The sequence below is a fragment of the Enterococcus sp. CR-Ec1 genome (genome assembly GCF_002850555.1).
Classification (GTDB): domain Bacteria; phylum Bacillota; class Bacilli; order Lactobacillales; family Enterococcaceae; genus Enterococcus_D; species Enterococcus_D entomosocium.
In genome coordinates this window covers 3,082,622-3,107,267 of sequence record NZ_CP025223.1, presented here as the reverse complement: position 1 = coordinate 3,107,267, position 24,646 = coordinate 3,082,622, and the positions used below count along the sequence as shown (strand labels likewise).

Annotated in this window: 21 protein-coding genes; 15 read left to right on the top strand and 6 right to left on the bottom strand. The window is 42.5% G+C overall.

What is annotated here, in order from left to right:
• The first annotated feature begins 192 nt into the window (after positions 1-192).
• The 5 genes from CXM95_RS14795 to CXM95_RS14770 all read left to right on the top strand — a co-directional run bounded on the left by CXM95_RS14795 (position 193) and on the right by CXM95_RS14770 (position 5,276).
• Positions 193-1,062: a class II fructose-bisphosphate aldolase gene (locus tag CXM95_RS14795; protein ID WP_005228297.1), complete on the top strand. Its 870-nt coding sequence runs from the start codon at positions 193-195 to the stop codon at positions 1,060-1,062.
• A 173-nt stretch (positions 1,063-1,235) separates the two neighbouring features.
• Positions 1,236-2,495 (top strand): UDP-N-acetylglucosamine 1-carboxyvinyltransferase, encoded by a 1,260-nt coding sequence (locus tag CXM95_RS14790; RefSeq protein ID WP_005233977.1) that lies wholly within the window; start codon positions 1,236-1,238, stop codon positions 2,493-2,495.
• A gap of 2 nt (positions 2,496-2,497) precedes the next feature.
• Positions 2,498-3,793 (top strand): transcription termination factor Rho, encoded by a 1,296-nt coding sequence (gene rho / locus CXM95_RS14785; RefSeq protein WP_005233978.1) that lies wholly within the window; start codon positions 2,498-2,500, stop codon positions 3,791-3,793.
• Between the two features lie 99 nt (positions 3,794-3,892).
• A complete protein-coding gene (locus CXM95_RS14780; protein WP_008380527.1) occupies positions 3,893-4,156 on the top strand; it encodes a type B 50S ribosomal protein L31 in 264 nt (87 codons plus the stop codon).
• 493 nt (positions 4,157-4,649) lie between these two features.
• The gene (locus CXM95_RS14770; protein WP_086316552.1) at positions 4,650-5,276 is read left to right on the top strand and encodes a restriction endonuclease; all 627 of its coding nucleotides are present in this window, start codon (positions 4,650-4,652) and stop codon (positions 5,274-5,276) included.
• Positions 5,277-5,421: 145 nt separating this feature from the next.
• Here CXM95_RS14770 and CXM95_RS14765 read toward each other — a convergent pair whose 3' ends face one another.
• The gene (locus tag CXM95_RS14765) at positions 5,422-6,321 is read right to left on the bottom strand and encodes a LysR family transcriptional regulator (protein ID WP_005234023.1); all 900 of its coding nucleotides are present in this window, start codon (positions 6,319-6,321) and stop codon (positions 5,422-5,424) included.
• A 236-nt stretch (positions 6,322-6,557) separates the two neighbouring features.
• Here CXM95_RS14765 and CXM95_RS14760 point away from each other — a divergent pair, with 236 nt between their 5' ends.
• The 8 genes from CXM95_RS14760 to CXM95_RS14725 all read left to right on the top strand — a co-directional run bounded on the left by CXM95_RS14760 (position 6,558) and on the right by CXM95_RS14725 (position 17,903).
• A complete protein-coding gene (locus CXM95_RS14760) occupies positions 6,558-7,409 on the top strand; it encodes a sugar phosphate isomerase/epimerase family protein (RefSeq protein WP_005234024.1) in 852 nt (283 codons plus the stop codon).
• A gap of 30 nt (positions 7,410-7,439) precedes the next feature.
• Positions 7,440-8,288, top strand: a complete 849-nt coding sequence (aroE, locus tag CXM95_RS14755) for a shikimate dehydrogenase (RefSeq protein ID WP_008380533.1) — start codon at positions 7,440-7,442, stop codon at positions 8,286-8,288.
• A gap of 87 nt (positions 8,289-8,375) precedes the next feature.
• Positions 8,376-9,659 carry an MFS transporter gene (locus tag CXM95_RS14750; RefSeq protein WP_101699334.1) on the top strand — a complete coding sequence of 428 codons (1,284 nt, stop codon included), beginning with the start codon at positions 8,376-8,378 and terminating at the stop codon, positions 9,657-9,659.
• Between the two features lie 115 nt (positions 9,660-9,774).
• Positions 9,775-11,103 carry a hypothetical protein gene (locus CXM95_RS14745; RefSeq protein WP_005234027.1) on the top strand — a complete coding sequence of 443 codons (1,329 nt, stop codon included), beginning with the start codon at positions 9,775-9,777 and terminating at the stop codon, positions 11,101-11,103.
• Positions 11,104-11,120: 17 nt separating this feature from the next.
• Positions 11,121-13,241 (top strand): hydantoinase/oxoprolinase family protein, encoded by a 2,121-nt coding sequence (locus tag CXM95_RS14740; RefSeq protein ID WP_101699333.1) that lies wholly within the window; start codon positions 11,121-11,123, stop codon positions 13,239-13,241.
• Positions 13,242-13,253: 12 nt separating this feature from the next.
• On the top strand, positions 13,254-13,922 hold the full coding sequence (locus tag CXM95_RS14735; protein WP_101699332.1) for a hypothetical protein: 669 nt from the start codon (positions 13,254-13,256) through the stop codon (positions 13,920-13,922).
• Positions 13,923-14,009: 87 nt separating this feature from the next.
• Positions 14,010-14,849, top strand: a complete 840-nt coding sequence (locus CXM95_RS14730) for an SDR family NAD(P)-dependent oxidoreductase (RefSeq protein WP_034878349.1) — start codon at positions 14,010-14,012, stop codon at positions 14,847-14,849.
• A 138-nt stretch (positions 14,850-14,987) separates the two neighbouring features.
• Positions 14,988-17,903, top strand: coding sequence for an NADH-dependent flavin oxidoreductase (locus CXM95_RS14725; RefSeq protein WP_101699331.1), 2,916 nt, complete (start codon positions 14,988-14,990; stop codon positions 17,901-17,903).
• 533 nt (positions 17,904-18,436) lie between these two features.
• On the opposite strand, the gene CXM95_RS18885 is transcribed toward CXM95_RS14725, so the two are convergent.
• From CXM95_RS18885 to CXM95_RS14705, 4 genes are all read right to left on the bottom strand, one after another.
• Positions 18,437-18,604, bottom strand: a complete 168-nt coding sequence (locus tag CXM95_RS18885; protein WP_005234033.1) for a hypothetical protein — start codon at positions 18,602-18,604, stop codon at positions 18,437-18,439.
• Positions 18,605-18,826: 222 nt separating this feature from the next.
• A complete protein-coding gene (locus tag CXM95_RS14715) occupies positions 18,827-19,600 on the bottom strand; it encodes an ABC transporter permease (protein WP_005228413.1) in 774 nt (257 codons plus the stop codon).
• 5 nt (positions 19,601-19,605) lie between these two features.
• Positions 19,606-20,409, bottom strand: a complete 804-nt coding sequence (locus CXM95_RS14710) for an ABC transporter permease (protein ID WP_101699329.1) — start codon at positions 20,407-20,409, stop codon at positions 19,606-19,608.
• Positions 20,406-21,380, bottom strand: coding sequence for an ABC transporter ATP-binding protein (locus CXM95_RS14705; protein ID WP_016612782.1), 975 nt, complete (start codon positions 21,378-21,380; stop codon positions 20,406-20,408). Before CXM95_RS14705 ends, CXM95_RS14710 begins: the two co-directional genes overlap by 4 nt.
• Positions 21,381-21,776: 396 nt before the next feature.
• Here CXM95_RS14705 and CXM95_RS14700 point away from each other — a divergent pair, with 396 nt between their 5' ends.
• Positions 21,777-22,445: a CPBP family intramembrane glutamic endopeptidase gene (locus CXM95_RS14700; protein WP_034872126.1), complete on the top strand. Its 669-nt coding sequence runs from the start codon at positions 21,777-21,779 to the stop codon at positions 22,443-22,445.
• Positions 22,446-22,491: 46 nt separating this feature from the next.
• Here the strand turns inward: CXM95_RS14700 and CXM95_RS14695 are convergent, their stop codons facing one another.
• Positions 22,492-23,283: a helix-turn-helix domain-containing protein gene (locus CXM95_RS14695; RefSeq protein ID WP_008380558.1), complete on the bottom strand. Its 792-nt coding sequence runs from the start codon at positions 23,281-23,283 to the stop codon at positions 22,492-22,494.
• 235 nt (positions 23,284-23,518) lie between these two features.
• Here CXM95_RS14695 and CXM95_RS14690 point away from each other — a divergent pair, with 235 nt between their 5' ends.
• Positions 23,519-24,532 carry an acyltransferase family protein gene (locus CXM95_RS14690; RefSeq protein WP_101699328.1) on the top strand — a complete coding sequence of 338 codons (1,014 nt, stop codon included), beginning with the start codon at positions 23,519-23,521 and terminating at the stop codon, positions 24,530-24,532.
• Positions 24,533-24,646 lie beyond the last annotated feature (114 nt).

Here is a 24,646-nt window from a genome sequence, read left to right as displayed (position 1 = left end):
AAAAACCTTACAGAATCGTAGACTTTCAGAAAAGATGATGAAAATGCTGGATTTTTATATTTGTGCAATCTTTTTTTGAAAAGAGAAATTCCTCTTTTTAGTAGCAAATACCGCAAATCTTTGCTAAAATAGCATTGTCGGTTAAGCATTGCTTAACAAATAAAGTTTTTCAAAACTTAGGAGGAATTTTTTATGCCAGTAGTATCAGGAGCTGAATTCTTAAAAGCTGCTCGTCAAGGCGGATATGCAGTCGGCGGATTCAACACAAACAACTTAGAATGGACACAAGCGATTTTAAAAGCTGCTGAAGCGAAAAAAGCGCCAGTTCTAATCCAAACTTCAATGGGTGCTGCCAAATATATGGGCGGATACAAAGTTGCTAAAGACATCGTTACAAACTTGGTTGATTCAATGAACATCACTGTTCCAGTTGCAATCCACTTAGACCATGGTGATTACGATGCAGCAATGGAATGTATCGAAGTTGGTTACACTTCTGTTATGTTTGATGGCTCTCACTTACCATTTGAAGAAAACTTGAAATTGGCTAAAGAAGTTGTCGAAAAAGCACACGCAAAAGGCGTTTCTGTTGAGTGTGAAGTTGGTTCAATCGGCGGAGAAGAAGATGGAATCATCGGTTCTGGCGAATTAGCTGACATCGAAGAATGTAAACAAATGGTTGCAACTGGTATTGATTACCTAGCTTGCGGAATTGGTAACATTCACGGTCAATACCCTGAAAACTGGAAAGGCCTTGCTTTTGACCACTTACAAGCAATCGCTGATGCAGTAGGTTCTGATGTACCATTAGTATTACACGGTGGTTCTGGTATTCCTCAAGACCAAATCGAAAAAGCAATCTCAATGGGTGTTTCTAAAGTAAACGTAAATACTGAATTCCAATTATCATTTGCTAAAGCAACTCGTGAATACATCGAAGCTGGCAAAGATAAAGAAGGCAAAGGATTCGACCCTCGTAAATTATTAGCACCAGGTGTTGCTGCAATCGTTAAAGATGCAGAAGAACACATCGACTGGTTCGGTTCAGCTGGTAAAGCTTAATCTTAATCAAAGATCAAAACTCTTAGAATCACTGATTCTAAGAGTTTTTTTGTTTTCTAAGAAAATATTCTTGATGCGGGGATCAAAAATATACTGCATCTTTTTTCTTTGTGTAATCTGTGCTAAAATTGGAATGATACACATAAATTAAAAAAGAGTATAGGTGGAATTCAATGAAAAAAATTGTCATCAACGGCAATCGTCCCTTAAAAGGTGAAGTCACCATTAGCGGCGCAAAAAACAGTGCAGTCGCATTGATCCCGGCAGCGATCTTAGCTGATTCACCGGTCATTTTAGAAGGAGTGCCCGACATCCAAGATGTGCACTCATTAATTGAGATTATCGAAATTATGGGCGTGAAGACCCATTTTGAAAACAATACGCTAGAGATCGATCCAACCAATATCGTTTCGATCCCGATGCCTAACGGAAAAATCAATAGTCTACGGGCTTCGTATTATTTCATGGGGGCATTATTGGCGAAGTTTGGTGAAGGCGTCGTTGGGTTGCCTGGCGGCTGTTTCTTAGGCCCGCGACCAATCGATTTGCATATCAAAGGCTTCGAAGCACTTGGCGCAAAAGTCACCAACGAGCATGGCGCCATGTATTTGCGTACCGAAGAAGAAGGCTTGACTGGCGAACGGATTTTCTTAGATATGGTCTCCATCGGAGCAACAATCAATGTAATGCTGGCAGCAGTAAGAGCCAAAGGTAAAACGATCATTGAAAATGCTGCACGGGAACCTGAGATCATTGATGTCGCGACCCTTTTAAATAATATGGGAGCGAAAATTAGAGGTGCAGGTACCAATGAAATTCGTATCGAAGGTGTGGAAGAACTGCACGGTTGTCGTCATTCTATTATTCCAGACCGAATCGAAGCAGGAACCTATCTTTCTTTAGCCGCAGCAGCGGGTGAAGGCATTACAGTCAAAAATGTGATTTATGAGCATCTAGAAAGCTACATTGCGAAATTGGAAGAAATCGGTGTGCGAATGGATATCAGCGAAGATGAAATCTATGTGCATCCCTCAAAAGAGTTGAAACCAGCGACTGTGAAAACTTATCCTTATCCGGGATTTGCCACAGACCTGCAACAGCCGATCACACCATTATTGCTAAAAGCAAAGGGAACATCGGAGATTATGGACACGATTTATGCCAAACGGGTCAACCATATTCCTGAATTAGCACGGATGGGCGCACAAGCAACGACAGAAGGCAACATGATTTTTGTCAGCGGACCGAGCCAATTGCACGGAGCAGAAGTTGTCGCTTCTGATTTGCGGGCAGGGGCTTGTCTAGTTATTGCCGGATTGATGGCGACTGGCACGACTAGCGTCTTTAATGTCGAGTACATTTTGCGCGGCTATGATCATATCATCGAAAAACTAACGGCTCTTGGAGCTGATATTCAAATGATAGAGGAGTAATTATGAGCGATTATCTTACGATGGCAGAGTTGGAAAACAAAACCTTAAAAGAGATCTACACCTTTGCCAAAGAGTTTCGAATTCCTTATTACAGCCAAATGAATAAAAAAGAATTGTCATTGGCTGTGATACGGGCGCAGGCGGAAAAACAAGGCTTCTTTTATATGGAAGGAATCTTGGATATCGTAGGCCAAGAAGGCTATGGTTTTTTACGTCCAATCAACTATGGACCGAGTGCAGAAGATATCTATATTTCTTCTTCACAGATTCGTCGGTTTAGTTTGCGTAATGGCGATAAAGTCGCCGGTAAGGCGCGCCCGCCTAAGGAATCTGAACGCTATTATGGATTGATGCACGTTGAGTCTGTTAACGGCAAAGATCCAGAAGATGCCAAAGAGCGCCCGCATTTTCCAGCGCTGACGCCCCTTTATCCGAACCGTCATTTAAAATTAGAAACAACGTCAGGACGTCTTTCGACTCGGATGATCGATATGCTGGCGCCAGTGGGTTTTGGTCAACGAGGACTGATCGTTGCCCCGCCTAAAGCTGGGAAAACCAGTATATTGAAAGAAATTGCCAATGGGATTACGGACAACTATCCTGAGGTGGAATTGATCGTACTTTTGATCGACGAGCGTCCAGAAGAAGTAACTGATCTAGAACGTAGTGTCAAGGGTGACGTGGTTTCTTCAACCTTTGACCTACAGCCTAGCAATCATACCCGTGTTTCAGAATTGGTACTAGAACGGGCGATGCGCTTGGTGGAAGACAAGCGTGATGTCGTGATTTTGATGGATAGTATCACTCGTTTGGCGAGAGCTTATAACTTAGTCGTTCCTCCAAGCGGACGTACACTAAGCGGCGGGATCGATCCAGCTGCTTTGTACAAACCGAAGAAATTCTTTGGCGCTGCCCGCAATATTGAAGAAGGCGGTAGTTTGACGATCCTTGCCACAGCTTTGGTAGATACCGGCAGCCGCATGGATGATGTCATCTATGAAGAGTTTAAAGGAACCGGCAATATGGAGCTGCAGCTTTCTCGCAGCCTCGCAGAACGCCGGGTCTTCCCAGCGATCGACATCAAGAAATCTGGTACCCGTAAAGAAGAATTGCTGATGAGCAGTGAACAATTGGAAGAAACTTGGCGCTTACGCAACAACATGTTGGGGGATTCCTTGGAGTTCACAGAACAATTCATTCAATTCTTGCGCAAAACGAAAAAGAATGAAGAGTTTTTAGCGGCTTTTCATGATGTCCATTTCGGAGACAAGCGGCCAAAAAGAAATATAAAAAGATAATTGCATCTAAAATCCAAACATGGTAAGATAGTCATGTTGTAAAATCGACAAATCAACTCTGGTGAAGCAAATGAGCCAGGGCAAAGGAGAGAAGAAGAAATGAAACAAGATATCCATCCAGATTATCATCCAGTTGTATTCATGGACTCAACTACTGGTTTCAAATTCTTATCAGGTTCTACAAAGAATTCTCAAGAAACTGTTGAGTGGGAAGACGGCAACACGTATCCATTGATCCGTGTCGAAGTAACTTCTGATTCACATCCATTCTACACTGGACGTCAAAAATTCACACAAGCAGACGGACGTGTGGACCGTTTCAACAAAAAATACGGTCTCAAAGACAACAACGCTGCAGAATAAGACAAATAAATGTAAATGTTGTTTCGATAACATTTCTGAGGTTTCCCTTTTACGAGGGAAACCTTTTTTTGTTTTTATAGGTAATAGACACTCAACTGCTAAACCGAAAAAAAACATTCAGAATCTGTTACAAACAAAGTAAAAGGAATCAATAAATCTGTAGGCAAGAATGTTGAAATTAGCACTGTAACGAATCCTATCTAGTAATTTTCGAAATGGAGCAATGATCAAGAGTGGTTTGATTTAATCATCGATTATTATTGAATATTCAAACTTCAATTGACATTTATCTTGAATAAAATTATCATTAAATTAATAATATTCCGTTATAAGTTTCTTATTTTTGACTTATTTTATCGAGTTCACACGATTTTTATTGAGAAAAGTAGATAGTTCTCTCTTTAAGAACCAGTTTCTATTCTACATAATTAAAGACCACTCACTAGCTATGCTTTAACGAATCACATCCAAAACAATCAAGAAAGGAAGAGACATGTTTTCATTTAAGAAAAAGAAGGAAGTCATTAATTTCTCGGAACTAAGCAACCATAATGAACGTACATACCCGAAAAAATTGAAAAAGATTGTGGCTCAATTAGAAACCTGTAAATCAGAGGATTTGAATTATATTGCTGAATGTATTTTACAAAAGATGGGATATACCGTCCAAAACATCGATGGTTACAAAGATGGTGGTATTGATGTGTATGCTTTTTCTAATAATAAAAAGGCAATAGCGGTCCAATGTAAAGCCTGGAATCCGCAAAAGACAACGGAGCGGATCAGTAAGCCACTCGTTGCCGCATTTAAAGGGATTTTTCCAGACAAAGGGTTTCCCAATGGGCTTTTCATCACTACACATTTTTTTACAGATCAAGCATTAGAAATAGCCGGTGATAATCTACTGTTGGTTGATAGAAAAAAACTGATTGAGCTGCTTGCGCATTTTTATCCAGAGATGATCAGTGAGTTGTTTTATTATAAAACCTTGACGGAATTAGAAGAATGCAAGAGTTGTAAAAATGGGAAGAAGTTGAAACTCTACAATAAGAAGAAGCGCAATTATTACTATATCTGCGAAACGTGCGGTGAGTATAGCTCTTTTCATTATTCGTCATGAGAAAAAAGAACAAGAGAATAAGCAATAAAAAACAGACATTCTATTAATGAATGTCTGTTTTTTATTAAGTGAAAACGCCAAAAAAAGGCGGGAACATAGTTTTATTCCTATTTTCTAAAGCTTTGTTTTTCACCCACCCAGTCACTCAATAAACGATCTGTTTCGGATTTGCATGGGCCAAAATAAATTCTTTGAAATTGCTGACTACAGGTGGTAAGTAAGTCTCTTTATTGTAGGCTAAATAAAAGTATCGCTCCCAACTGATGCCATTAAGTTTGATTCGCTTAAGGGGCAAAGAGTCAAGCATCGTCATATTGGGAATGATAGCAATCCCCAATCCTTGACTGACTAGTCCAGCGATCACTTGATCGATCTTGACTTCGTAGGCTACTTGATAGCTGACGTTGTTACGCTGATAAAGGTCATCGATGATTTCACGTAAGGCACTTTTTTTGCTGAAAATAATCTGGGGATATTCTGCTAAGTCGTCCAAAGAGACTTCATCAAATTGTGCGAGAGGATGATCCAACGCGGTGATCACGACAAGTTCTTGACTTGCAATCGGGACGAATTCAATGGTTGGTTCATTGGTGATGTAGGAACAAATACCGAGATCATAGCGCAAGGTTTTTAGTCCTTGGACTGTTTCGGTACTGACGCTATCTGAGTGAAATTCAAATTGAATCTTTTTTTCAGGATTTGCTTCAAGAAATTGTTTAGTGATTTTTGGTACGTAAGATGTACCGAGGACTTGCAAAAAAGCAAAGCTGATATGCCCAAAGCCTTTGCTGATTTTTGTTACTGTATCGATACCCGAATCTAAGTTTTCTAACGTTCGTATAACATGTTCATGGAAAATTTTTCCAGGCTTGGTTAGGATCACATTTCGTCCGTTTTTTTCAAAGAGTTGTACACCTAGCTCATCTTCTAAAAGTGAAATGGCATTACTGAGACTTGGTTGTGTGATGTTGAGCAATTTACTCGAACGTGTATAGTGTTCTTCTCTAGCAAGGATATCAAAATATTTTAAATGCTGAAGATTCATAGAAACCTCCTCTAAAATCCTTCTTTTTTTATCAGTATATCACAAGACTTATATCTTTTATCTATAGATCCATAAAGAAAAAACAATTAGAAGTACGGAGAGGGAAAAGCTATAATAACGGTAATAAACATTGTGAATAAAAACACAATTACTGCGGCCGCTTTTTAGTTCGTGTTTTTATTTCCAGCTGTAAACCAAGTAGTAGTTGTTTACAGACTTTTAAAGGGGGAAATAACATGAGAAACATTCCATTGACGATTAGCTCTTACACATTAGGGACAGAGATTAATTTTGAAGACAGAGTGAAGATCGCGAAAGAGGCAGGATACGACGGGATCGGTTTACGTGCGGAGACCTATATGCTTGCTGTGAAGCAAGGCTATTCTGATGAGCGGATGCTTGAAATTCTTGCAGAACATGACATGAAAGTAACCGAGGTCGAATATATCACCTTGTGGGCTGATCCAAATAAAACGATGGAAACACCGGAAACACTGCTGCAACAATTTAAAGAGCAAACGATCTATCATATGGCACGTTTGTTTGGTGTTGGGCACATCAATTGTGGCTTAATGGAAAAATACCCAGCAGAGGTTCATATCCAAGCCTTTAAAGAACTATGTACACGAGCAAAAGAATTAGTCATTGGGTTAGAATTCATGCCTTATAGCGGTGTTCCTGATCTAGCTAGTGCATGGAATATTGTCAAAGAGGCAGATTGTGAAAATGGGATGCTGATCCTAGATACATGGCACTGGGCGAGAGCCAACATGACAGCAGCTGACTTGGAAGGGGTCCCAGCGGAGAAAGTTGTTTCGATCCAAATTTGTGATGTTTTAGAAAGACGATATCCTGATACGATCTTACGGGATGAGTCGATGCACGATCGCTTATGTCCAGGAACAGGATGGGGTGATACCGAAGGCTTCTTACGGGCACTAAAAGCACACGGCATCAAGCCTCGTGTTGTAGGCACGGAAGTGATTTCTGATCCGATTTTAAGTCAAGGCTATCAAAAAGCAGCAGAGCAAAATTACAAAACGAGTATTGAAGTGATCCAAAACGCATGGCCAGAATTGCTTGCGTAAAAAAAAATCAAATAGAAAAGAGGAAATACGATGAGCGAAAAAATTTCGGGAAAAACGAAGCTCTTAGGATTGATCGGTACACCTGTTGGGCATTCTGGTTCGCCAGCCATGTATAATTATGGCTTTGACCAGCTTGATATCGATGCAGTTTATTTAGCTTTTGACATTAAAGAAGACCAAGTCGCCCAGGCGATCGAGGCATTTCGAACCTTCAAAATGAGTGGAAATGTCACGATGCCTTGCAAGACGGCAGCGGCAGAATACATGGATGAATTGACCCCCGCTGCAAAAATGGTTGGTGCCATCAATACTATCGTCAATGATGAAGGCAAGCTCGTCGGCCATATTACCGATGGTGTCGGCTTTGTTGATAATCTGCAAGCACACGATGTAAAAATGAAAGATCAAAAATTTGTTGTGATCGGAGCTGGTGGAGCTGCCACCGCGATCCAAGTCCAATTGGCGATCGAAGGCGCAGCCTCCATTGCAATTTTCAACATCAAAGATGCATTTTATGAAAAAGGCAAAGAGACCGTTGCTCGCATTAAAGAATATTACCCTGATCTAGTAATTGATATTTATGATCTGACGGATCAAGCGTTACTTGCTGAAAAAATAAAAGGAGCCGATTGTTTAGTGAATGCAACGACTGTTGGAATGGGTGAAGGAAATACAGCGACACCGATTGCAGACACAGAGGTACTGCATGCAGATTTGACGGTGGCTGATGCGATCTATAACCCACCAATGACCCAGTTATTGAAAGATGCCAGCGCAAAAGGTTGTAAGACCGTGGGTGGAAAAGGAATGCTGGTGGGACAAGGAAAAGCCGCCTTTAAACTGTTTACTGGCAAGGAACTGCCTGTCAGAGCAAACTAACTAGGGACCGAGTATCCCTTTCCTACGAAAATTTCCCTGTGGGTATTTCGTAGGAAAGCTGGATGTTCTTTTATAAGGAGCGTACAAATGAGAGCAAAAAAGTATATTTTGTCACTGGCAACTATCTATATGTGTTATTTCACTCATGGGATCCAAGCCATTATTTTAAGCCAAAATGCGACTTATTTTTCGGATAAATGGGGCTATACCGATGCTTCTGCAGGAGCCGCTGCGGTATCGTTGGCCATCACTGCGACCGGATTAGGAAAATTTTTGACCGTCTGGATCGGTGGAGAAATTTCGGATAAAGTGGGACGCAAAAAAATGGCGGTCATGGGGGCTGTTTTGTATACGCTATGCTTTTTAGGTCTGTTACTGACGACGAATATGGTGATCGCGTCTGTCTGTGCCTTTATCGCAGGGGTGGCGACTTCTGGTTTCTGGGATGCTGCATTGTATCCCGCTTCTCAAGAAGCAGCACCGAAATATGCGGCTTCAGCAATGATTGGGATCAAGTTTTTTGTTTCTTTGTCAGGGGTTATCTATCCCTTACTTGTGGTAAATTTCATCGGGTCTGGGAATCAGTCGATGGGGATTATTATTCCATTAGTCCTATCGATCGTCTGCACGATTTTAGCAGCTATCGCGCCATTCGCCTATGATGACATGATGAAAGAAAAAGCGGCAACCGTCGATGGAAAAGAAACGAATGCGGTTCAAGAAGAAATTGCGGCAATGAAGGCCAGAATGCTTGTTAAGCCGAATATGGTCGTTAACTTCTTCACAATGTTCTTTGGTTTCATCTGTATGTTCATCATGTACGGCGCCCAACAGTATACCAAAGCGTTTGGTTTGACGAATGCTGGTTTGACTGAGATGCAGTCAGCAGGGCTAACATCGATCTATACTTTTGGCTCAATGGTGGCTGTTTTGTTTTGGGCAGTAATGATGGGGAAATTGCGTTGGAATCCCTTAAAAGTCTTGTTTATTGATACGGTATTCATCGCTCTTGCGTTAGGGATGGTATTAGTGATCCAACATGTCGTAGTGATTTATATCAGTATCGCCTTCTTGGGTTTCTTTGCTGCCGGAGGGGCGTTGCAAACTGGGCTAGGGGTACGACAAATGTTTTGCCCTGGACCAAAAGGTCGAAATACCGGGATCTACTATACTTGGATGGGCTTAGCAAGTACCTTTTTACCTTACATCGTTGCTTCCATGACTCGGTCAGTAGGAGAAACGCAAGCGATTTTTATTATGATGGGCTTATTACTCGCAGCTGCGGTTTTAGCGATCGTCATGATGGTTTATTTGTTACTGCAACACAAAAGAGTATTTGGCTACAGCGCATTTGATAAATTAAAGGACTAAACGTCCTGGAGGATAGTGGCCAACCACTTCCTCCTTTTTCGCTTTTGTTAAACGGCGGCTTTCGCGTATCTGGCTGCAGGTTCAAACGGCGTAATTTGTATGGAGGAGAAGAAGAATGGATAGCTTGATTGGCTTATTACTAGTAGTGTCATTTGGTGGCATGGTTTTTTATTGTATCAAAGGATATAACCTGATGATTGGTTTTATCGTTATGGCAACATTATGGGTGTTGTTGCCGCTTATAGGGAATGTCATTTCACCCAATCCGGCATTTGAAAACCTCCCTTTTACCGAGATGCTGGCACAGGTCTATCAACAGGCGCCAGAACGCTGGGGGGCTTCACAAATGAATATTTTTGTAGGAGCATTCTTTGGTAGGATCTTGTTGGAAACGGGCATTGCGGCAACTATCATTCGTAAGAGTGTGGAACTAGGTGGGGATAGCCCAGCGATTATTCTAGTAATTGTCAATTTGATTACCGGCTTTATCTTTTCATCCATGTCAGGTGCCGGATCTGTCATCGCGATCGCCGTGATCGTATTGCCAATTTTATTTTCGATTGGTATTCCTAAAGTCGTGGCATTCTTTAGTTTTTCGGCTTCCGTTGCAGCAGGTGTTTTCTTAAATCCAATCAATTTCACACAGTATCAAGCCTTTTTTGGCAATGTGAATGGTGGGGTTGATTACACCTATAATGATTATTTTTCGTTTGGATTATTGGCTTTCTTTGTGATGATTCTGGTTTCTTCGATTTTTGCTATTGGGTATTTGAGAGTAGAAAGTTTGACCTATGCTTGGGCGGTTGGAGAAGAACCGAAAGTTCAAGACGTTCCTAGTTTGGCGTTACTTACCCCTTTTATACCGGTCGTAGGAGTCATCATCTTTCAATTTCCAGTGATCTTTTGTTTTATTGGTGCGAGTCTTTATGCCTTGTGGATTTGTGGTGTTTTAAAGGATGGGTTTAGAAAAGATTCTCAGATTTTGACACGTATTTTTGCAGATGGGGTCAAAGATACTGCGACCTTAGTTGCCTTTTGGATGACCCTTGCGATGTTCAATGCAGCTGCAACCTTCGCTGCACCTTATTTTGAATCATTGCTAGGAGGAATCATTCCGACGCATCCCTTAGCGCTTTGTTTGCTTTTTGGTTTTTTAGCTCCCTTGACCTGGTTTCGCGGGCCACTTTCTTTGATTGGTTGTGGTGCAGCGTTATTAGCAGTAATCAGCAATCAAACCAATTATCCTGTGACGTTTTTATATCCGTTGTTCATTTCTAATATGATCGGAATGGGTCATTTTGATTTGACCATTTCTTGGAATGCTTGGGGATTAGGCTTCAATAATATCAATACGAAAGATTACATGAAGGTTGCTTTTTTACCAGGAGTCGTCATTTCGCTGGTTCTTGAAATTGCGACGTTCCTGTTATATAGCCCGATTTAAAAAAGTAGGTGAAAAAAATGAGAAGAAGTGTCCGAATTGGCATTGATGTGGGTGGAACTCATACGAAAGCTGTCGCAATCAACAATGACACGCAAGAGGTGATTGGAAAGTCATCTGTAAAAACGACCCACAAAAGTGAGCAAGGGGTTGCAGAAGGTGTAGTGGCCTCTTTTATTAAGTGTTTAGCCGAAAATCAGATCCAGCCAGATGAAGTGGTCTTTGTCGCTCACAGCACAACCCAAGCCACCAATGCACTCTTAGAAGGAGATGTAGCGAAGGTCGGCATTATCAGTACAGCAAAGGGCGGCGTCGAAGGTTGGCTGGCAAAGTGGCAAACGGCATTAAAAGACATTGATTTAGGTACGGGAAGAAGTATTGAAGTCGTTGCTCGCTTTATTCCTAAAAAAGAGCTTTCAGAAGCAACAATCGAAGCGGCATTAGCAGAACTACAACAGGCACAAGCTCAGGTCATCGTGACTTCAGCAGCTTTTGGTGTAGATGATTTACAAACAGAAGAAAGAATCGCTGAAGTAGCCAAACGAAAGGGCATCGAAGTAACCTTGGCGTCGGAGATGACCAAACTATATGGGTTATCCCGGAGAACCCGTACCGCAGCAATCAATGCATCGATTTTGCCTACGATGCTGGAAACGGCAAATTCAACAGAAAATAGTGTTCGCCAAGCAGGTGTGGATGTACCACTGATGATCATGCGGGGCGATGGCGGGTTGATGGACATTGTTGAAATGAAAAAACGACCGGTGCTAACGATGCTTTCTGGTCCAGCAGCCAGCGTGATGGGAGCATTGATGTATCTGCGAACGTCGAACGGTATTTATTTTGAAGTAGGGGGAACTTCTACGAATCTTGGCGTGATCAAAAATGGTCGGCCAGTCATCGATTACTCAGAGATTGCAGGCCATAAGACGTATGTCAATTCATTAGATGTTCGCGTGCTAGGTGTGGCTGGCGGCAGTATGGTTCGAGTGAACAAAAAAGGCGTGATAGACGTCGGCCCAAGAAGTGCCCATATCGCTGGGTTAGAATATAGTACGTATCTGCCAGAAGAAGAGATCGTTGCACCAGAACTGGAGCTTTATGCGCCAAAAGAAGGTGACCCAGCAGATTATGTTGCAATCAAACTTGCTAACGGGAAACGAATTACGATCACGAATTCTTGTGCAGCGAATGTCTTAGGATATGTCACAAAGGATGATTTTTCCTATGGCAATGCCCATTCGGCCAGAAAAGCCATGCAGCCTTTAGCGAAGTACTTAGAAACGACGGTGGAGGATGTCGCACAGCAAATATTGGATCAAGCAGTCCAAAAAATAGCACCTGTGATTCAATCTTTTGCCCGCAAGTATCAATTAGAGCCTAACCAAATGACTTTAGTAGGTGTAGGAGGAGGCGTCTCTTCACTGATCAAACATGCAGCGAAACAATTGTCGTTGAATTATAAAATACCTGAAAATGCTGAAGTGATTTCATCGATCGGTGTGGCGTTATCCGTCGTTCAAGACGTGGTGGAACGAATTGTCCCGAATCCAACAAAAGCGGATATTGCAGCAATCAAGCAAGAAGCAGCTACTTTGGCGATCGAGAGTGGGGCAACGCCTGATAGTATTGAAGTCTATATTGAAATCGATCCTCAGACGCAAAAAATTACTGCGCGAGCCTCCGGTGCCACAGCTGCTCAAGCCGCTGAGCGTCAAAACCAAATTAACCGTGAAGAAGCGCAAGACATTGCCTATGCTGAGCTGCAAGTTGCTAAAGAAAACGTGGTTTCTTGTGCTACAAGTGAACATTTTTATGTTTATGGCGCAGCGACAAAAAAAGGCGATCGTGTTTGTGTCATTGATCATCGAGGCTTTATTCGCGTGCAAAGAGACCATGCAGATGTCGTGAAAACGACGATCCAAAGTTATAGTGAACAAATCGCTCGTCTTTGGGAAAGTATGGCGAACTACCAAAGTGATCTAGTCATCCGGCCAGATTTTTATATTTGTGCTGGACCGCGTCTCTTTGATTTTAGTTCGACAGATTATAACCAATTGATGATGTTGATCGATATTGAATTAAGTCAGTTGATTGGTACAGAAGAGATTATTATTATTGCTGCGAACCGCTTGCAGTAGGCCAAGGAAGGAATGAGATCCGTGAAAGTAGAAGAATTTTGCCAACAATTTTTACACCTATGGTCTCAAGCAACCAATCCTCACCTGCAGCTGTTCAAACAAGACCCCCTTCACGCCAAAGTTGATCCTGCGCAGGCAGAGTCCTTTATTGAAACTGCTGAAAGCATAGGTAAGCAAGAAGCCCGCTGGTATCGAGAGCATCCTCAAGAATTGCAAGGAATCATTGATTCATTAAAGATCAATGAACTGCCTGAAGCGCAAGCGCAACAGGAGCGCTATACCTTTGCTGTCTATAAAAAAACAGATCATATTATGATTGATCGCAATTTCTTGGCGCAAGCGCAGCATTTTATCGAAGCACAGCAATTAAGCCGATTACTTCCTGCGACGACACTTACGAAATTGGTTTTCATGCATGAAGTGTTTCATGTATTGGAATATCGTAAAAATCTCTGGACCATTCAAAGACAACTGCACTATCAGATAGGTTTTTTGAAAAAACAGGCACGTCTCTATTCCTTGAGTGAGATCGCTGCTGCATCTTTTGTACAGACGTTTTATCAGCTGGAAAATTCCCCTACATTGCTTGCTAGCTGCATAATCTATTGTAAAAATCCTGAGCTCGCTCAAGCGCTCGTTACGACTGCGTTAAAGGAACAAACCATTCACAGAAGCTATTGATCAATGGAAAAAAAGAATTAGTTTCTCTGCTCATATCAAGGTATATTGTTAGTGAAGAATATAACAATATTAGAGGTGGTATAAATGATGGAGCAATCTTGGTTGAATCTTAAGAATGAAGTCGTAGTTATTACTGGCGCTTTAGGTGGTATGGGGAAAAAAATCGCACAGGACTTTGCTGATCAAGGCGCACAACTTGCATTAGTTGATTTACATGAGGAAAACCTTGCCAACTATGCTGTACAGCTAGCAGATCAATTCGGTGTGAAAGTAAACAGTTATGTCTGCAATTCGACGATCGAAGCGCAGGTAGATGCATTGGCAGAAAAGGTCAAAGAAGATTTTGGCCGCATTGATGTTTTGGTAAACACAGCGGCTATTTTGAAATTTTCATTGCTTGAAGATCTACCATTTGAAGAATGGAAACAAGTGATCGACGTCAATTTAAACGGCTACTTCTTGGTTTCTCAAAGAATCGGGCGAGTGATGATCGCACAAAAATCAGGGCGGATGGTGCATGTCTCAACGATCGCCTCAATCAGCCCTGAAACATATTCTGGTGCGTATAGCCCAAGTAAGGCTGGAGTTAATATGATGTCGAAACAAATGGCCGCCGAGTGGGGGCAGTACGGTCTTCGCAGCAATTGTGTCTTGCCATGCTTTGTGAAGACACCGTTATCCGCAAGCTTTTATGCAGACCCAGAAGTTGAAGAAGGGCGGAAACGTTTAACTGCCAATAAGCGAATCGGCGATGTGCAAGACATTGCTAATGCAGTCCTTTACTTAGCCAGCGAACGTTCCGATTATACGAACGGGCACGAATTACGTGTTGAAGGCGGTTTTGGGATCATGATGGGGGATCAAGTACCAAAACCTGGTGGGCGTAAACAGTATGCCATCAATTCTCGGCCGGAAAACCAAAAATAAATGGGGAAATGAAGTAAGTAATAACTGAATAGGGGAGACACTCATCTTTTCGACTTGTTCGAAAAAGATGGGTGTATTTCGTGATGCCTTAATACATGCGGTCTGACGAAGCAAGCTATTTGAAAGGAACTGATTTTTATGAAAAAAGAATTATTTGAACCGATCAAACTATCTTCTGGCGTTGAACTTAAAAATCGACTCGTTATGGCACCTATGACAACTCAATCTGCTTTTTACGATGGTGAAATAACGGAAGAGATCATTGAATACTATCGCTGTCGTGCCGGTGCAGCTGCGGCAGTGATCGTAGAAAGCTGCTTTATCGAAGAACATGGGCGTGGGTTTCCGGGAGCACTCGGGGTAGATACAGACAAGAAAATTGCTGGGCTCACTAGATTAGCAAAAACCATCAAAGAAAAAGGCTCGAAAGCGATCCTGCAAATTTATCATGCTGGACGAATGGCATGGCCTGAGTACAATGGTGGAGTACAACCGATTTGCGCAAGTCCCGTCGCAGCGTTACGACCAAACGCACCTGTTCCGAAAGAAATGAGTAATGATGAGATCCTAACGATGATTCAACGATTTGGAGACGCGACTAGGCGTGCGATCAAAGCTGGTTACGATGGTGTGGAGATACATGGTGCGAATACCTTTTTGATCCAACAATTTTTCTCGCCCCATTCAAATCACAGAAACGACCATTGGGGAGGCAGTCTGGAAAAAAGAGCGCACTTTCCATTAGCCGTATTAAAAGAAGTACAGCGGGTCCGTCAAGAAGAATCGGTTGAAGACTTTGTTATCGGTTATCGTTTTTCGCCAGAAGAAATGGAAAAGCCTGGGATTTGTTTTGAAGAAACGATGTACTTGTTGAATCAACTAGCGAAAAGCAAGCCAGAGTACCTTCATTTTTCAATGGGAACGTACCAACGAAGCTCTATTATTGATAACGAGAGCAGCGAGCCATCAATTGTGAAGTTTTTAACAATGCGTTCGCCTGAACTTTCGACTATTCCGATTATAGGAGTGGGCTCTATCTTGCAACGAGAAGACGCAGAAGCAGCACTGAAAATTGGCTACGATTTGCTTGCCATCGGGAAAGGATTTTTAGTCGAACCTAATTGGGTTCAGATGATCGCCGAGAAGAAAGTTGTTCGTCATTTTGCTCTTAGTCATGCGCAAAGTGAGTTGAAAATCCCAACACCATTGTGGCAGTTTATGGAAGATATGGTCATTGATCCAGAAGAGGAGAAACAAAAGCATGAACGCTTGAAAGAACTCCAAAAGCGGAAAGTCGCTTACCAACCAGGGACATATCTTGTACAAGCCCAAGGACACAATAGTCCGATTGAAATGCAAGTGACTTTTTCAAAGGAAACGATTGAAAAGATTACGATTGATAAAGGCAATGAATCTGAAGGTTTATCTGATTTAGTCTTTACGAGAATTCCGGCACAGATCATTGAAGGACAAACGCTGAATGTCGATGCTGTTTCTGGTGCTTCTGCTTCCAGTCAAGGGGTGATCGCAGGGGTGGAAGAAGCGGTAAAACTTGCAGGAGCCGATGTAGAGGTCCTCAAAGCACGGCCAAAGCCAGTCGTGGCTTGGTCAGAAGAAGTGGTTGAAGAAGCAGTTGATGTAGTGATCATTGGCTCAGGCGCTGCTGGGCTTGCTGCTGCATTGCGAGCGGATCAGTTAGAACGAAAGGTCATCTTACTGGAAAAATTAAGTTTTGTGGGTGGAGCGATCTCTATTAGTGGTGGAAACCAAATCGTGACTGGTTCGAAACTACAACAGATTGCTGGTGTAAAAGATGATACACCGACAGCAATGGTGGCTGATTTTCTGGAAAACGGGAATGGGCTGAACGATCGAAACCTTTTGACCCTTTTCGCTGAGAACGTAGGAGAAACCACAGATTGGGTCCATGAATACTTAGGTGTAGCCTACGATATGAAGCAAGGGCTGCACGTCCTACCAGAATATCAAAAAAATCGCGAACTTGCTTATCAAGGGGGCGGCGCTGGATTTGCCCAGACCGTCCGTAAAACACTACAGAATAGTGCGGTTCGGGTCTTGCTCCAAACGAAAGCCCAACAGCTACTAGTAGATGATCAAAATAATGTCATAGGCGTCAAAGCCCTTGAAGAATCAGGGAAAACACATATGATCTATGCCTCAACAGTCATTATGACAACCGGTGGCTATGGGAATAATGCCTCTTTACTCAAGGAAAGATTCAAGCAAATTTTGTATTATGGACTAAAATCTGCCACCGGCGATGGTCTGTTGATGGCAACCATCCCTGCTTTAAAGGCACAAACACGAGCGATGGATCAAGGAAAAATCTATCCCAATGGATTGGAAGTTTCTCAAGGTGTGGCGAAATCAACGATTGGCGGCAATCTGATCGTGTTGAAAGAAAACGGTATTCTAGTGAATCAACTTGGAAAGCGGGTAGTCAACGAACGAGCTAGCAATAAGTTAGTATTAGAAGCATTAATAAGACAACGCTCGCCAATACTTTATTTATTGCTAGACGGCAAACATTTTGAGCATTTCAGCCAAGGCGTAGCAGAAGGCGGAATCACCAGTGAAGAGCTGGCTTGTTGGATTGCGCAAGAAGGAAAGGCCACGCCTCGCATCCTTAAAGCAGCCACATTAGAACAGTTAGCCATCAAAGCGCAGATGCCTGTAGAACAATTGATCGAATCAGTGGGTAAATTTAACTACTGGGTAGCGCAAGGAAGAGATGAAGAATTTCACCGTGCACCTGAATACTTGCAAGAACCGATTGGTGCAGGTCCCTATTATCTTATCGAACAAAAGCCTCGGTTTGCGACTACGCTTGGTGGGTTAGCGGTCAATCGTTCGTTGCAAGTTTTGAATCAGCAAAACCAGCCCATTAAAGGGCTCTATGCTGCAGGTGAAGTTGTGGGAGGCGTCATGGGATCAGACTCTCCATCTGGTGCCAATAATGCCTGGGCATTGACTTCTGGGAAATTAGCAGCAGAAGCTGTTTGTGAAGTGACGAAAGGACCGAAAAAAGCGTAGAATCCGCTTTTTCGCTTTATTGTTAAATCGAGAAAACAGCGTCGATGACGGATCAGCTAGGAGAATCCTTCTATAATTCTCTTTCAGAAATTTGGCTAGAATCAGAGCGATTTAGGTCGTTTCTCTAGATAATCAAATCAGCAAAAAAAACAGAACGATCCTTTCGGGGGTTCTGGTTTTTTCGTGTGATTTTAACAAACTTGTCGTTTACGACTGATTGGTCGCCTGTAGCCACTGTCAATCTACTTTGCAAAAAAACATAAGTGGTACATCGTTCTACCTCGGACTTGGAAGAGTGATCGGCGAACGCACGGGCATCCACAAAGGTTGCTGCGAAGATGGGGACGGTATCACCGACATCAAAGGTGCATATGTTGCTTTCGCTAGACTTGATAAAGAGCAAAAGAACAGCGATTTGTTTGAAGGTGGACACAAATTGTGTGTGTCCAATAGCTTCTAAATCGGGTGTAATGACTAAAATAGCCTCGTTTGTTTCGGTAGGTTTGTAGCCAGCTCCCCGTGTTTTTGACGACTTAAAGTGTATTTGAATAGAAGAAAACGTAAGAAATGGCAATCAAGCAAACCAACAATAAACCAGAGAGTGACAGAAAAAGCAGCATGATTCGTTTCTTCTTCAATCCAAGTACAAGTATCACTACATTCAATAGAAAGAAAACAAGTAAAATCGCTAAATATTCCATAACTGGTCCTCTTTTACGTTTTTATTTATCTTACCAGAGATTGCTTGCTTTTCCTAGCCAGTTTTTGTCTTTAAGGGGATAAATATTTACAGTATATCAGTGACGTGATTGCTCAAATAAAAAGCGACTGAGTAATTTTACAATTATCGAAAAGAAAAAGAGCACCAATCATTAGAGGATGCGTCTTCAATGATTGATGTCTAAAAGGGCTTCTTGCTTGTTCTACGAACCCGTTGAAATATAATTCTTCAAACCTACTCGCCAAAAGAAGAAGGCGGGAAAGGCAAAGAGCAGACAAACCAACGGTGATAAGATCCACCAAGGATTAGTTACCCGACCAATGACATACAAGAATGGATAATACTGAAACCAAGCCATCGGCACGACGTAGGTCAACAAACGCAAGACGTGTTTTCCGTAGATACTAAATGGGTAGCGACCAAATTCTCGGGCACCATCGGTAAAAATATTCATAAATTCAAGTCCTTGGATCGTAAAGAAGGAAATGGCGGCATACACTAAGAACAATAGGGCGAAAAAGAGGGCGCCACAGACGATCATTAGAAAAAGAGTCAGGACATTTCCAAAATGCCAAGCAATTCCACTATTGGGAATCGCATAAGCAAACAACAGCAAGGCTTGAATAAAACGACCGAGACGCGAGAACTCCATTTTGGAAGCTAAGACTTGAAAGATCAAGGATCGAGGGCGCACGAGTGCCCGATCGAACTCGCCATTACTGATCATTTGTGGAAAAAGATCGAACCCGCGAAAGAAGCATTCCGCAATCGAAAAGGCAAACAAAACCGTCGCAAAGGAAAGCAGGACTTCCTCAAAGGTGAAGCCATCCACTTGATGAAACCGGGTAAACATAAACCAAATGCCTAAAAAAGCAGTAAAGGAACCTAGAAATTGTCCCAAAGCAGTTAACACAAAGGAAACTTTATACTGCATCTGACTTTTGAGATGAATACAAAAATAATGCCAATAAACCATATTCCTTAACCTCCTTGCACAACGACACGCTTGAGTGCCTGCTGCAGCCAAATTTTTCCGATCACGATCAAAAGTACGAGCCAAAACGCTTGTAAGAGCAATGCAGAAACAAGCGCAAAGCCAGTCAGATCCCCGTTGTAAATTCGCAGCGGGACGTTTTGCATGGAAGCAAAAGGCAATAGTTCCACGAATTGGCGAAAAGGCTGTGGAAAGAAAGGCAGAGGAATGACCCCGCCAGCTAAAAATTCACCGATGGAGCTGATGACGATCCGCACCCCGATGGAGGATAATGTATAAAAAGTCGAGATATAGACCAGCTGCGACATAGCGATCACTACACCTAAACTCAGCGCCATAGACAAAAGAAACAAGAACAGGGCAACGATGTTTGCTGGCAGAATCAAGCGATAAGGTGCTGGCAGTAAAAAGGCAATCACAAAAATCGGTCCGCAACGCAAGAGCGCTTTTGCTAAGCGATTGGCAGCCGATTGGCAAAACCAGCGATTGTATAGATCCATCGGCCGCACAAGTTCGTAGGCGATCGTCCCTGTGGTGATGGTATTGAAAATTTCTGCCTCAAAGAACCACAACATAAATAAAGACAAAAAGGCTTGCTGGAGCCAAACATAGGAGACGGTTTGTTGAAAGGTCATGGGAGAGGCACTAGGATCTGCTTGGTAAAAGGCGTGGAATGCCAGAATTTCCATCAAGCCCCAAGCTAGTTGCGTAGCCATCCCGGCAATTGCCGCCGAGCGGTATTGCAAGGTATTGATAAAGCGAATGCGGAAAAATGCCTGATACTTCCTCATATTTGATACTCCTGATACAGCTTAGCGACCATTTCTTCGGCGGTGATACTGGCGACGGCCAAATCGGTGATCTCGACTTGATTGCTGAGCAGACTGAGCAGCTGAGCGACCGACACTTCTTTGGGATTAAGTTTCAGAACAAGGCGACCAACGTCTTTTTGAAGCAGCTGGACGTTTTCTGGCAGATGAGGTTCATTCCCTTGATAGTCGATCTCCAGCGTTTTGACATCAGAAAAACGATGCTTTAGTTCATCGAGGCGACCATCCAGCAAAATTTGCCCTTTGCCGATCAACAGAATTCGCTGTGTCAGCGCCTCGATATCTTGCATATCGTGGGTCGTCAGGATGACTGTGGTGCCTTTTTCTTGGTTTCTTTTTTTAATAAACTGACGCACGGCAATCTTTGATACAGCATCTAAACCGATGGTGGGTTCATCAAGAAATAAGATTTTGGGGTCATGGAGTAAGGAGGCGGCGATCTCACAGCGCATACGCTGACCGAGACTCAAGGACCGAGCAGGGGTTTTTAAGATCTCACCTAAATCTAGTAAGGTGACTAATTCTTCTAGGTTGCGCTGATAACTAGCAGCGTCGACTTTGTAGATATCACGGATCAAATCAAAGCTGTCATTGACGGGGACATCCCACCAGAGTTGACTGCGCTGCCCGAAGACGACGCCGATGTCTTTGACATGTTGAATACGTTCTTGCCAAGGCGTACGACCATTGATGTGACAAATGCCTTGATCAGGGGTCAAAATCCCGCACATGATTTTTATGGTGGTACTTTTTCCAGCACCATTAGGCCCGATGTAGCCAACCATTTCGCCTTCATTGATGGTAAAGCTGATGTCTTGCAACGCATGGACGGTGGTGGTTTCACGAGAAAGAAATGCTTTGGCTGCTTGGCGAAAGCCGCTTTTTCGCTTGGACACTTGGAAGGTCTTGCTGAGGTGTTCTACTTGGATCATTTGGATTCACTCACTTTCTTTTGACAAACGCGACAAAAAGAGCATTCGAAATCGAATACTCGCAACGAGTTGGTCCAAACGAACATGGTTGGGGCAGCGGTTCGTCAGCCAAACAAAAGTAGGAACAGTGTAGCATAAGAGAGCGCTTTTTTCAAACACTACTTATATTTTTTTGAGGGCAGCGAAAGAAAAAACGTGGTTTGTTGGATAAAATACGCAAAATAACTGTTTTTATTTTTTATTTGTTGTAAATACTGAGGAAACTCAGTATCATTAGAAACAAGCCGATAGCGGCTAAGTAGTTTCTGGATATATGGGGAACCAAGTGATGGACTGTGTCATGATTTGTCGTAACCCAATCCTGCAAAATGCAATGAGCAAACGATGGAGGAGAGCATGAAAGCAGTAAAGAACTTATTTATTTTGATTGGCTTATTCTTACTAAGTCAAGTAGGGATGACCGTATTCAGTGTGGTAAAAATCTATTATTTGGAAGCAGGAGAGCCGAGGATTCCTGCGATGATGAGCTACGGGTTGATTGCCTTGCTTTTGGCAAACATTGGCCTACTGATGTATTTGGCTCGGAAGCTAGGACTTGCCACCTTTGACTTTGGCTGGTCAACGAAGCGCAACTGGCTATGGATCATCGGTGGTTTTGTTTTAGGTCGAGTCGTTGCTGTTGGTGGTACTATGTATCTGCAGCATATATCCGATCAAGAGGCGACCGCGAATGATGCATTGTTAGGGGAACTGTTTACAGGCGAAAATCCGCTTTTGATCTTCCTATTGATCGCTGTGGCGGCGCCAATCATGGAAGAAATCGTTTTCCGTGGTGGGTTTATCGGCCTTTTATTCAAGAAATACCCGATAGTCGGGATCATTTCAAGTGTAGCCGTTTTTAGTATCATCCATTCCGTCACCAACCTGGTCGAGTTTTTGATCTACGGTGCTATGGGTCTGATCATGGCGTTGATTTATGTAAAAACTAAGCGTCTAGAAACAGCCATCGCCATGCATTTTCTCAATAACGCCTTGGCGGCGATCGCAATGATCTTGCTAGGATAAGAAGTCAGCAAAAAACCACCGATCAAAACGATTCGGTGGTTTTTGTTTACTCTGGCAGTTGTCCTTGTTCAAAGGGTAATTGTTCCAGTTCTTCTGCAGTAAAGAGGAGATCGCCTTCGTCTTCGATAGAAAATGCGTCACCTGCTGCAGATTTTTGATAGGCGCGCGCTTTATTCATATTACGAAGATAAAGATCCTTGTTTGCATTTAATTCTGGTGCAGCTAAATTGTCTTCGCGATTGCTGCGAATGACGATTTTGCTTGTTTGCGTGCCAAAATGAAAACCGTGATAACCCGAAACCATTAATTGGCTGGCATTTTCGCTGCTGTATTCTTTATAACCCGACAGACGGCCCGTTTTTACCATTGGCCGATCGATCGTATAAGTGATCAAGTATTCCGTATCTTCAGGCAGCTGAATCACTTGTCCGGTTTCCTGATTCGTTATCTCAGTGGCAGGCAAGTGGTACTTTTTAATAGAAGTGATCGTTAGGTCTTCTTTTGTGAAAAAGACTGGATCGATCCAAAATCCTGCCAGCAAAATCGTACTTAAGCTAATACTGAGAACAGTCAAAAGGGCGATCAATACGAGGCCAATTCGTTTTCGGTGGGTGGTCAGATTGAGTTCTTGGACCATCTGTTTGTCTTCTTTTAATAAATAGTCCAAGGTCAATTCAAAATAGTTGCTCAGTTTGACTACTTGGTCTAGATCAGGATAGCTCTTGCCGTTTTCCCATTTTGAAATCAGTTGCCGAGTGACAAAAAATTCCTGCGCCAATTGTTCTTGCGTGAGATTTCGTTTGGTGCGTTCTTCTTTAATAATTTTCCCAATATCCATGTGTCTGTTTTGCCTCCATCATTCTTCTTATATATTATAGCAAACTCTTTTCTATGCGAACGAGGATCTATGAAATTAACGATGCAACAAAGGGTAACATCCTTTATTTATCAATGTTTCTACTTGTTGCACTGTCTTTCTATTCTGGAAGCTTTCAGTGCTGGTCATAAAATGAAAGGTCCAGTAGAGTGAAGTATGTTTGATCAAATTTGACGGAGAAAGGAGAAACGATCGAATGAAGACAAAACACCTTATGGTTCCAATTGGCTATACCCAATTCTTCGCTTCCTTACTGGTGATTCTCGTTCACTGTGGTCGACTGGCAGAAAACAACGGGCTTCATTTTTTGTTAAAGAGTCTCTTATGTCGTTTGGCGGTTCCTTTTTTTCTGCTGCTGAATGGCTATTTTTTTCAAAAGAGCACCTGTTCATGGCAGCAATGGTGCAAACGACAACTCAAGCTTTATTTGCGTTGGTCGATCGTGTACCTTCCCTTAGGTTGGTTTTATTTAGGACAGCAAAATCTTGCCGATCCATTACGGGTCATCGGTTTGGCTGCTGGCTTTTTAACAGTAGGGGTCTGGTACCATCTTTGGTATTTTCCAGCGTTGCTCTTTGGCATGTGGTTAGTAAGGAAAACCCGTTTTCTTGGCTATCGGTGGCAGTTTTTACTGGCGATCAGTTTGTATTTGATTGGCTGTCTTGAAACGTACAGCAGTTATTTAAGTGGACCTTTATTGGTATTTTATCAAAATTATCGGACCCTATTTTTTACAACGAGAAACGGTCTTTTTTATGGGTTTCTTTTTTTGCTGTGCGGGTTTTGTTTAGGTGAACACCAGAAACGTCCTTTTTTCACGAAGCATCTTGGCAGAAAATTTGCGGTCTCTCTTTGCTTATTAGGCATTGAAGGTCGACTGGTGTATCTCAATCAGGGGGACGATAAGAATTTCATGCTGTTCTTTGTGCCGACGACTCTTTTTTTCCTTGCTTGGCTGATCAAGCAGCAACCACAAAAGCGGACTTGGCAAGAAAAACAGGCAGCTGAGGCTAGTCGATTGATCTTTCTGAGTCACCCGCTGTTTCTGGAATCCGGGAAAGTCTTTTTTTCACTAGGAGGGTTTCCGTTGTTCTTTTATACGATAGTTTTAACGGGAGCCTTTCTCGGCTTGAGGAAAGTGGGCAGTCATTTCAAATCCTATGCTGTTGGGTTTGCTAAAAAAACAGTTGATGAAAAGAAAAGCGCCTAAAGTATTGCTGTACCAAGGATAATACCAAATTGCGCCTTTTTTAAATAGCAGCAGAGTTCTAAGTTTTTCTTCATTTCAGACCCTAGACGTAGGCTTTGCAAGAAAACCTATAGT

What these genes read in the sequence shown, in the direction of transcription:
- CXM95_RS14790 (WP_005233977.1), top strand. Translation starts at nt 1,236, where the DNA reads ATGAAAAAAATTGTCATCAACGGCAATCGTCCCTTAAAAGGTGAAGTC.
- CXM95_RS14700 (WP_034872126.1), top strand. Translation starts at nt 21,777, where the DNA reads ATGAAAGCAGTAAAGAACTTATTTATTTTGATTGGCTTATTCTTACTA.
- rho (WP_005233978.1), top strand. Translation starts at nt 2,498, where the DNA reads ATGAGCGATTATCTTACGATGGCAGAGTTGGAAAACAAAACCTTAAAA.
- CXM95_RS14770 (WP_086316552.1), top strand. Translation starts at nt 4,650, where the DNA reads ATGTTTTCATTTAAGAAAAAGAAGGAAGTCATTAATTTCTCGGAACTA.
- CXM95_RS14710 (WP_101699329.1), bottom strand. Translation starts at nt 20,409, where the DNA reads ATGAGGAAGTATCAGGCATTTTTCCGCATTCGCTTTATCAATACCTTG.
- CXM95_RS14795 (WP_005228297.1), top strand. Translation starts at nt 193, where the DNA reads ATGCCAGTAGTATCAGGAGCTGAATTCTTAAAAGCTGCTCGTCAAGGC.
- CXM95_RS14780 (WP_008380527.1), top strand. Translation starts at nt 3,893, where the DNA reads ATGAAACAAGATATCCATCCAGATTATCATCCAGTTGTATTCATGGAC.
- CXM95_RS14735 (WP_101699332.1), top strand. Translation starts at nt 13,254, where the DNA reads ATGAGATCCGTGAAAGTAGAAGAATTTTGCCAACAATTTTTACACCTA.
- CXM95_RS14740 (WP_101699333.1), top strand. Translation starts at nt 11,121, where the DNA reads ATGAGAAGAAGTGTCCGAATTGGCATTGATGTGGGTGGAACTCATACG.
- CXM95_RS14695 (WP_008380558.1), bottom strand. Translation starts at nt 23,283, where the DNA reads ATGGATATTGGGAAAATTATTAAAGAAGAACGCACCAAACGAAATCTC.
- CXM95_RS14745 (WP_005234027.1), top strand. Translation starts at nt 9,775, where the DNA reads ATGGATAGCTTGATTGGCTTATTACTAGTAGTGTCATTTGGTGGCATG.
- aroE (WP_008380533.1), top strand. Translation starts at nt 7,440, where the DNA reads ATGAGCGAAAAAATTTCGGGAAAAACGAAGCTCTTAGGATTGATCGGT.
- CXM95_RS14765 (WP_005234023.1), bottom strand. Translation starts at nt 6,321, where the DNA reads ATGAATCTTCAGCATTTAAAATATTTTGATATCCTTGCTAGAGAAGAA.
- CXM95_RS14725 (WP_101699331.1), top strand. Translation starts at nt 14,988, where the DNA reads ATGAAAAAAGAATTATTTGAACCGATCAAACTATCTTCTGGCGTTGAA.
- CXM95_RS14730 (WP_034878349.1), top strand. Translation starts at nt 14,010, where the DNA reads ATGGAGCAATCTTGGTTGAATCTTAAGAATGAAGTCGTAGTTATTACT.
- CXM95_RS14715 (WP_005228413.1), bottom strand. Translation starts at nt 19,600, where the DNA reads ATGGTTTATTGGCATTATTTTTGTATTCATCTCAAAAGTCAGATGCAG.
- CXM95_RS18885 (WP_005234033.1), bottom strand. Translation starts at nt 18,604, where the DNA reads ATGGAATATTTAGCGATTTTACTTGTTTTCTTTCTATTGAATGTAGTG.
- CXM95_RS14690 (WP_101699328.1), top strand. Translation starts at nt 23,519, where the DNA reads ATGAAGACAAAACACCTTATGGTTCCAATTGGCTATACCCAATTCTTC.
- CXM95_RS14705 (WP_016612782.1), bottom strand. Translation starts at nt 21,380, where the DNA reads ATGATCCAAGTAGAACACCTCAGCAAGACCTTCCAAGTGTCCAAGCGA.
- CXM95_RS14750 (WP_101699334.1), top strand. Translation starts at nt 8,376, where the DNA reads ATGAGAGCAAAAAAGTATATTTTGTCACTGGCAACTATCTATATGTGT.
- CXM95_RS14760 (WP_005234024.1), top strand. Translation starts at nt 6,558, where the DNA reads ATGAGAAACATTCCATTGACGATTAGCTCTTACACATTAGGGACAGAG.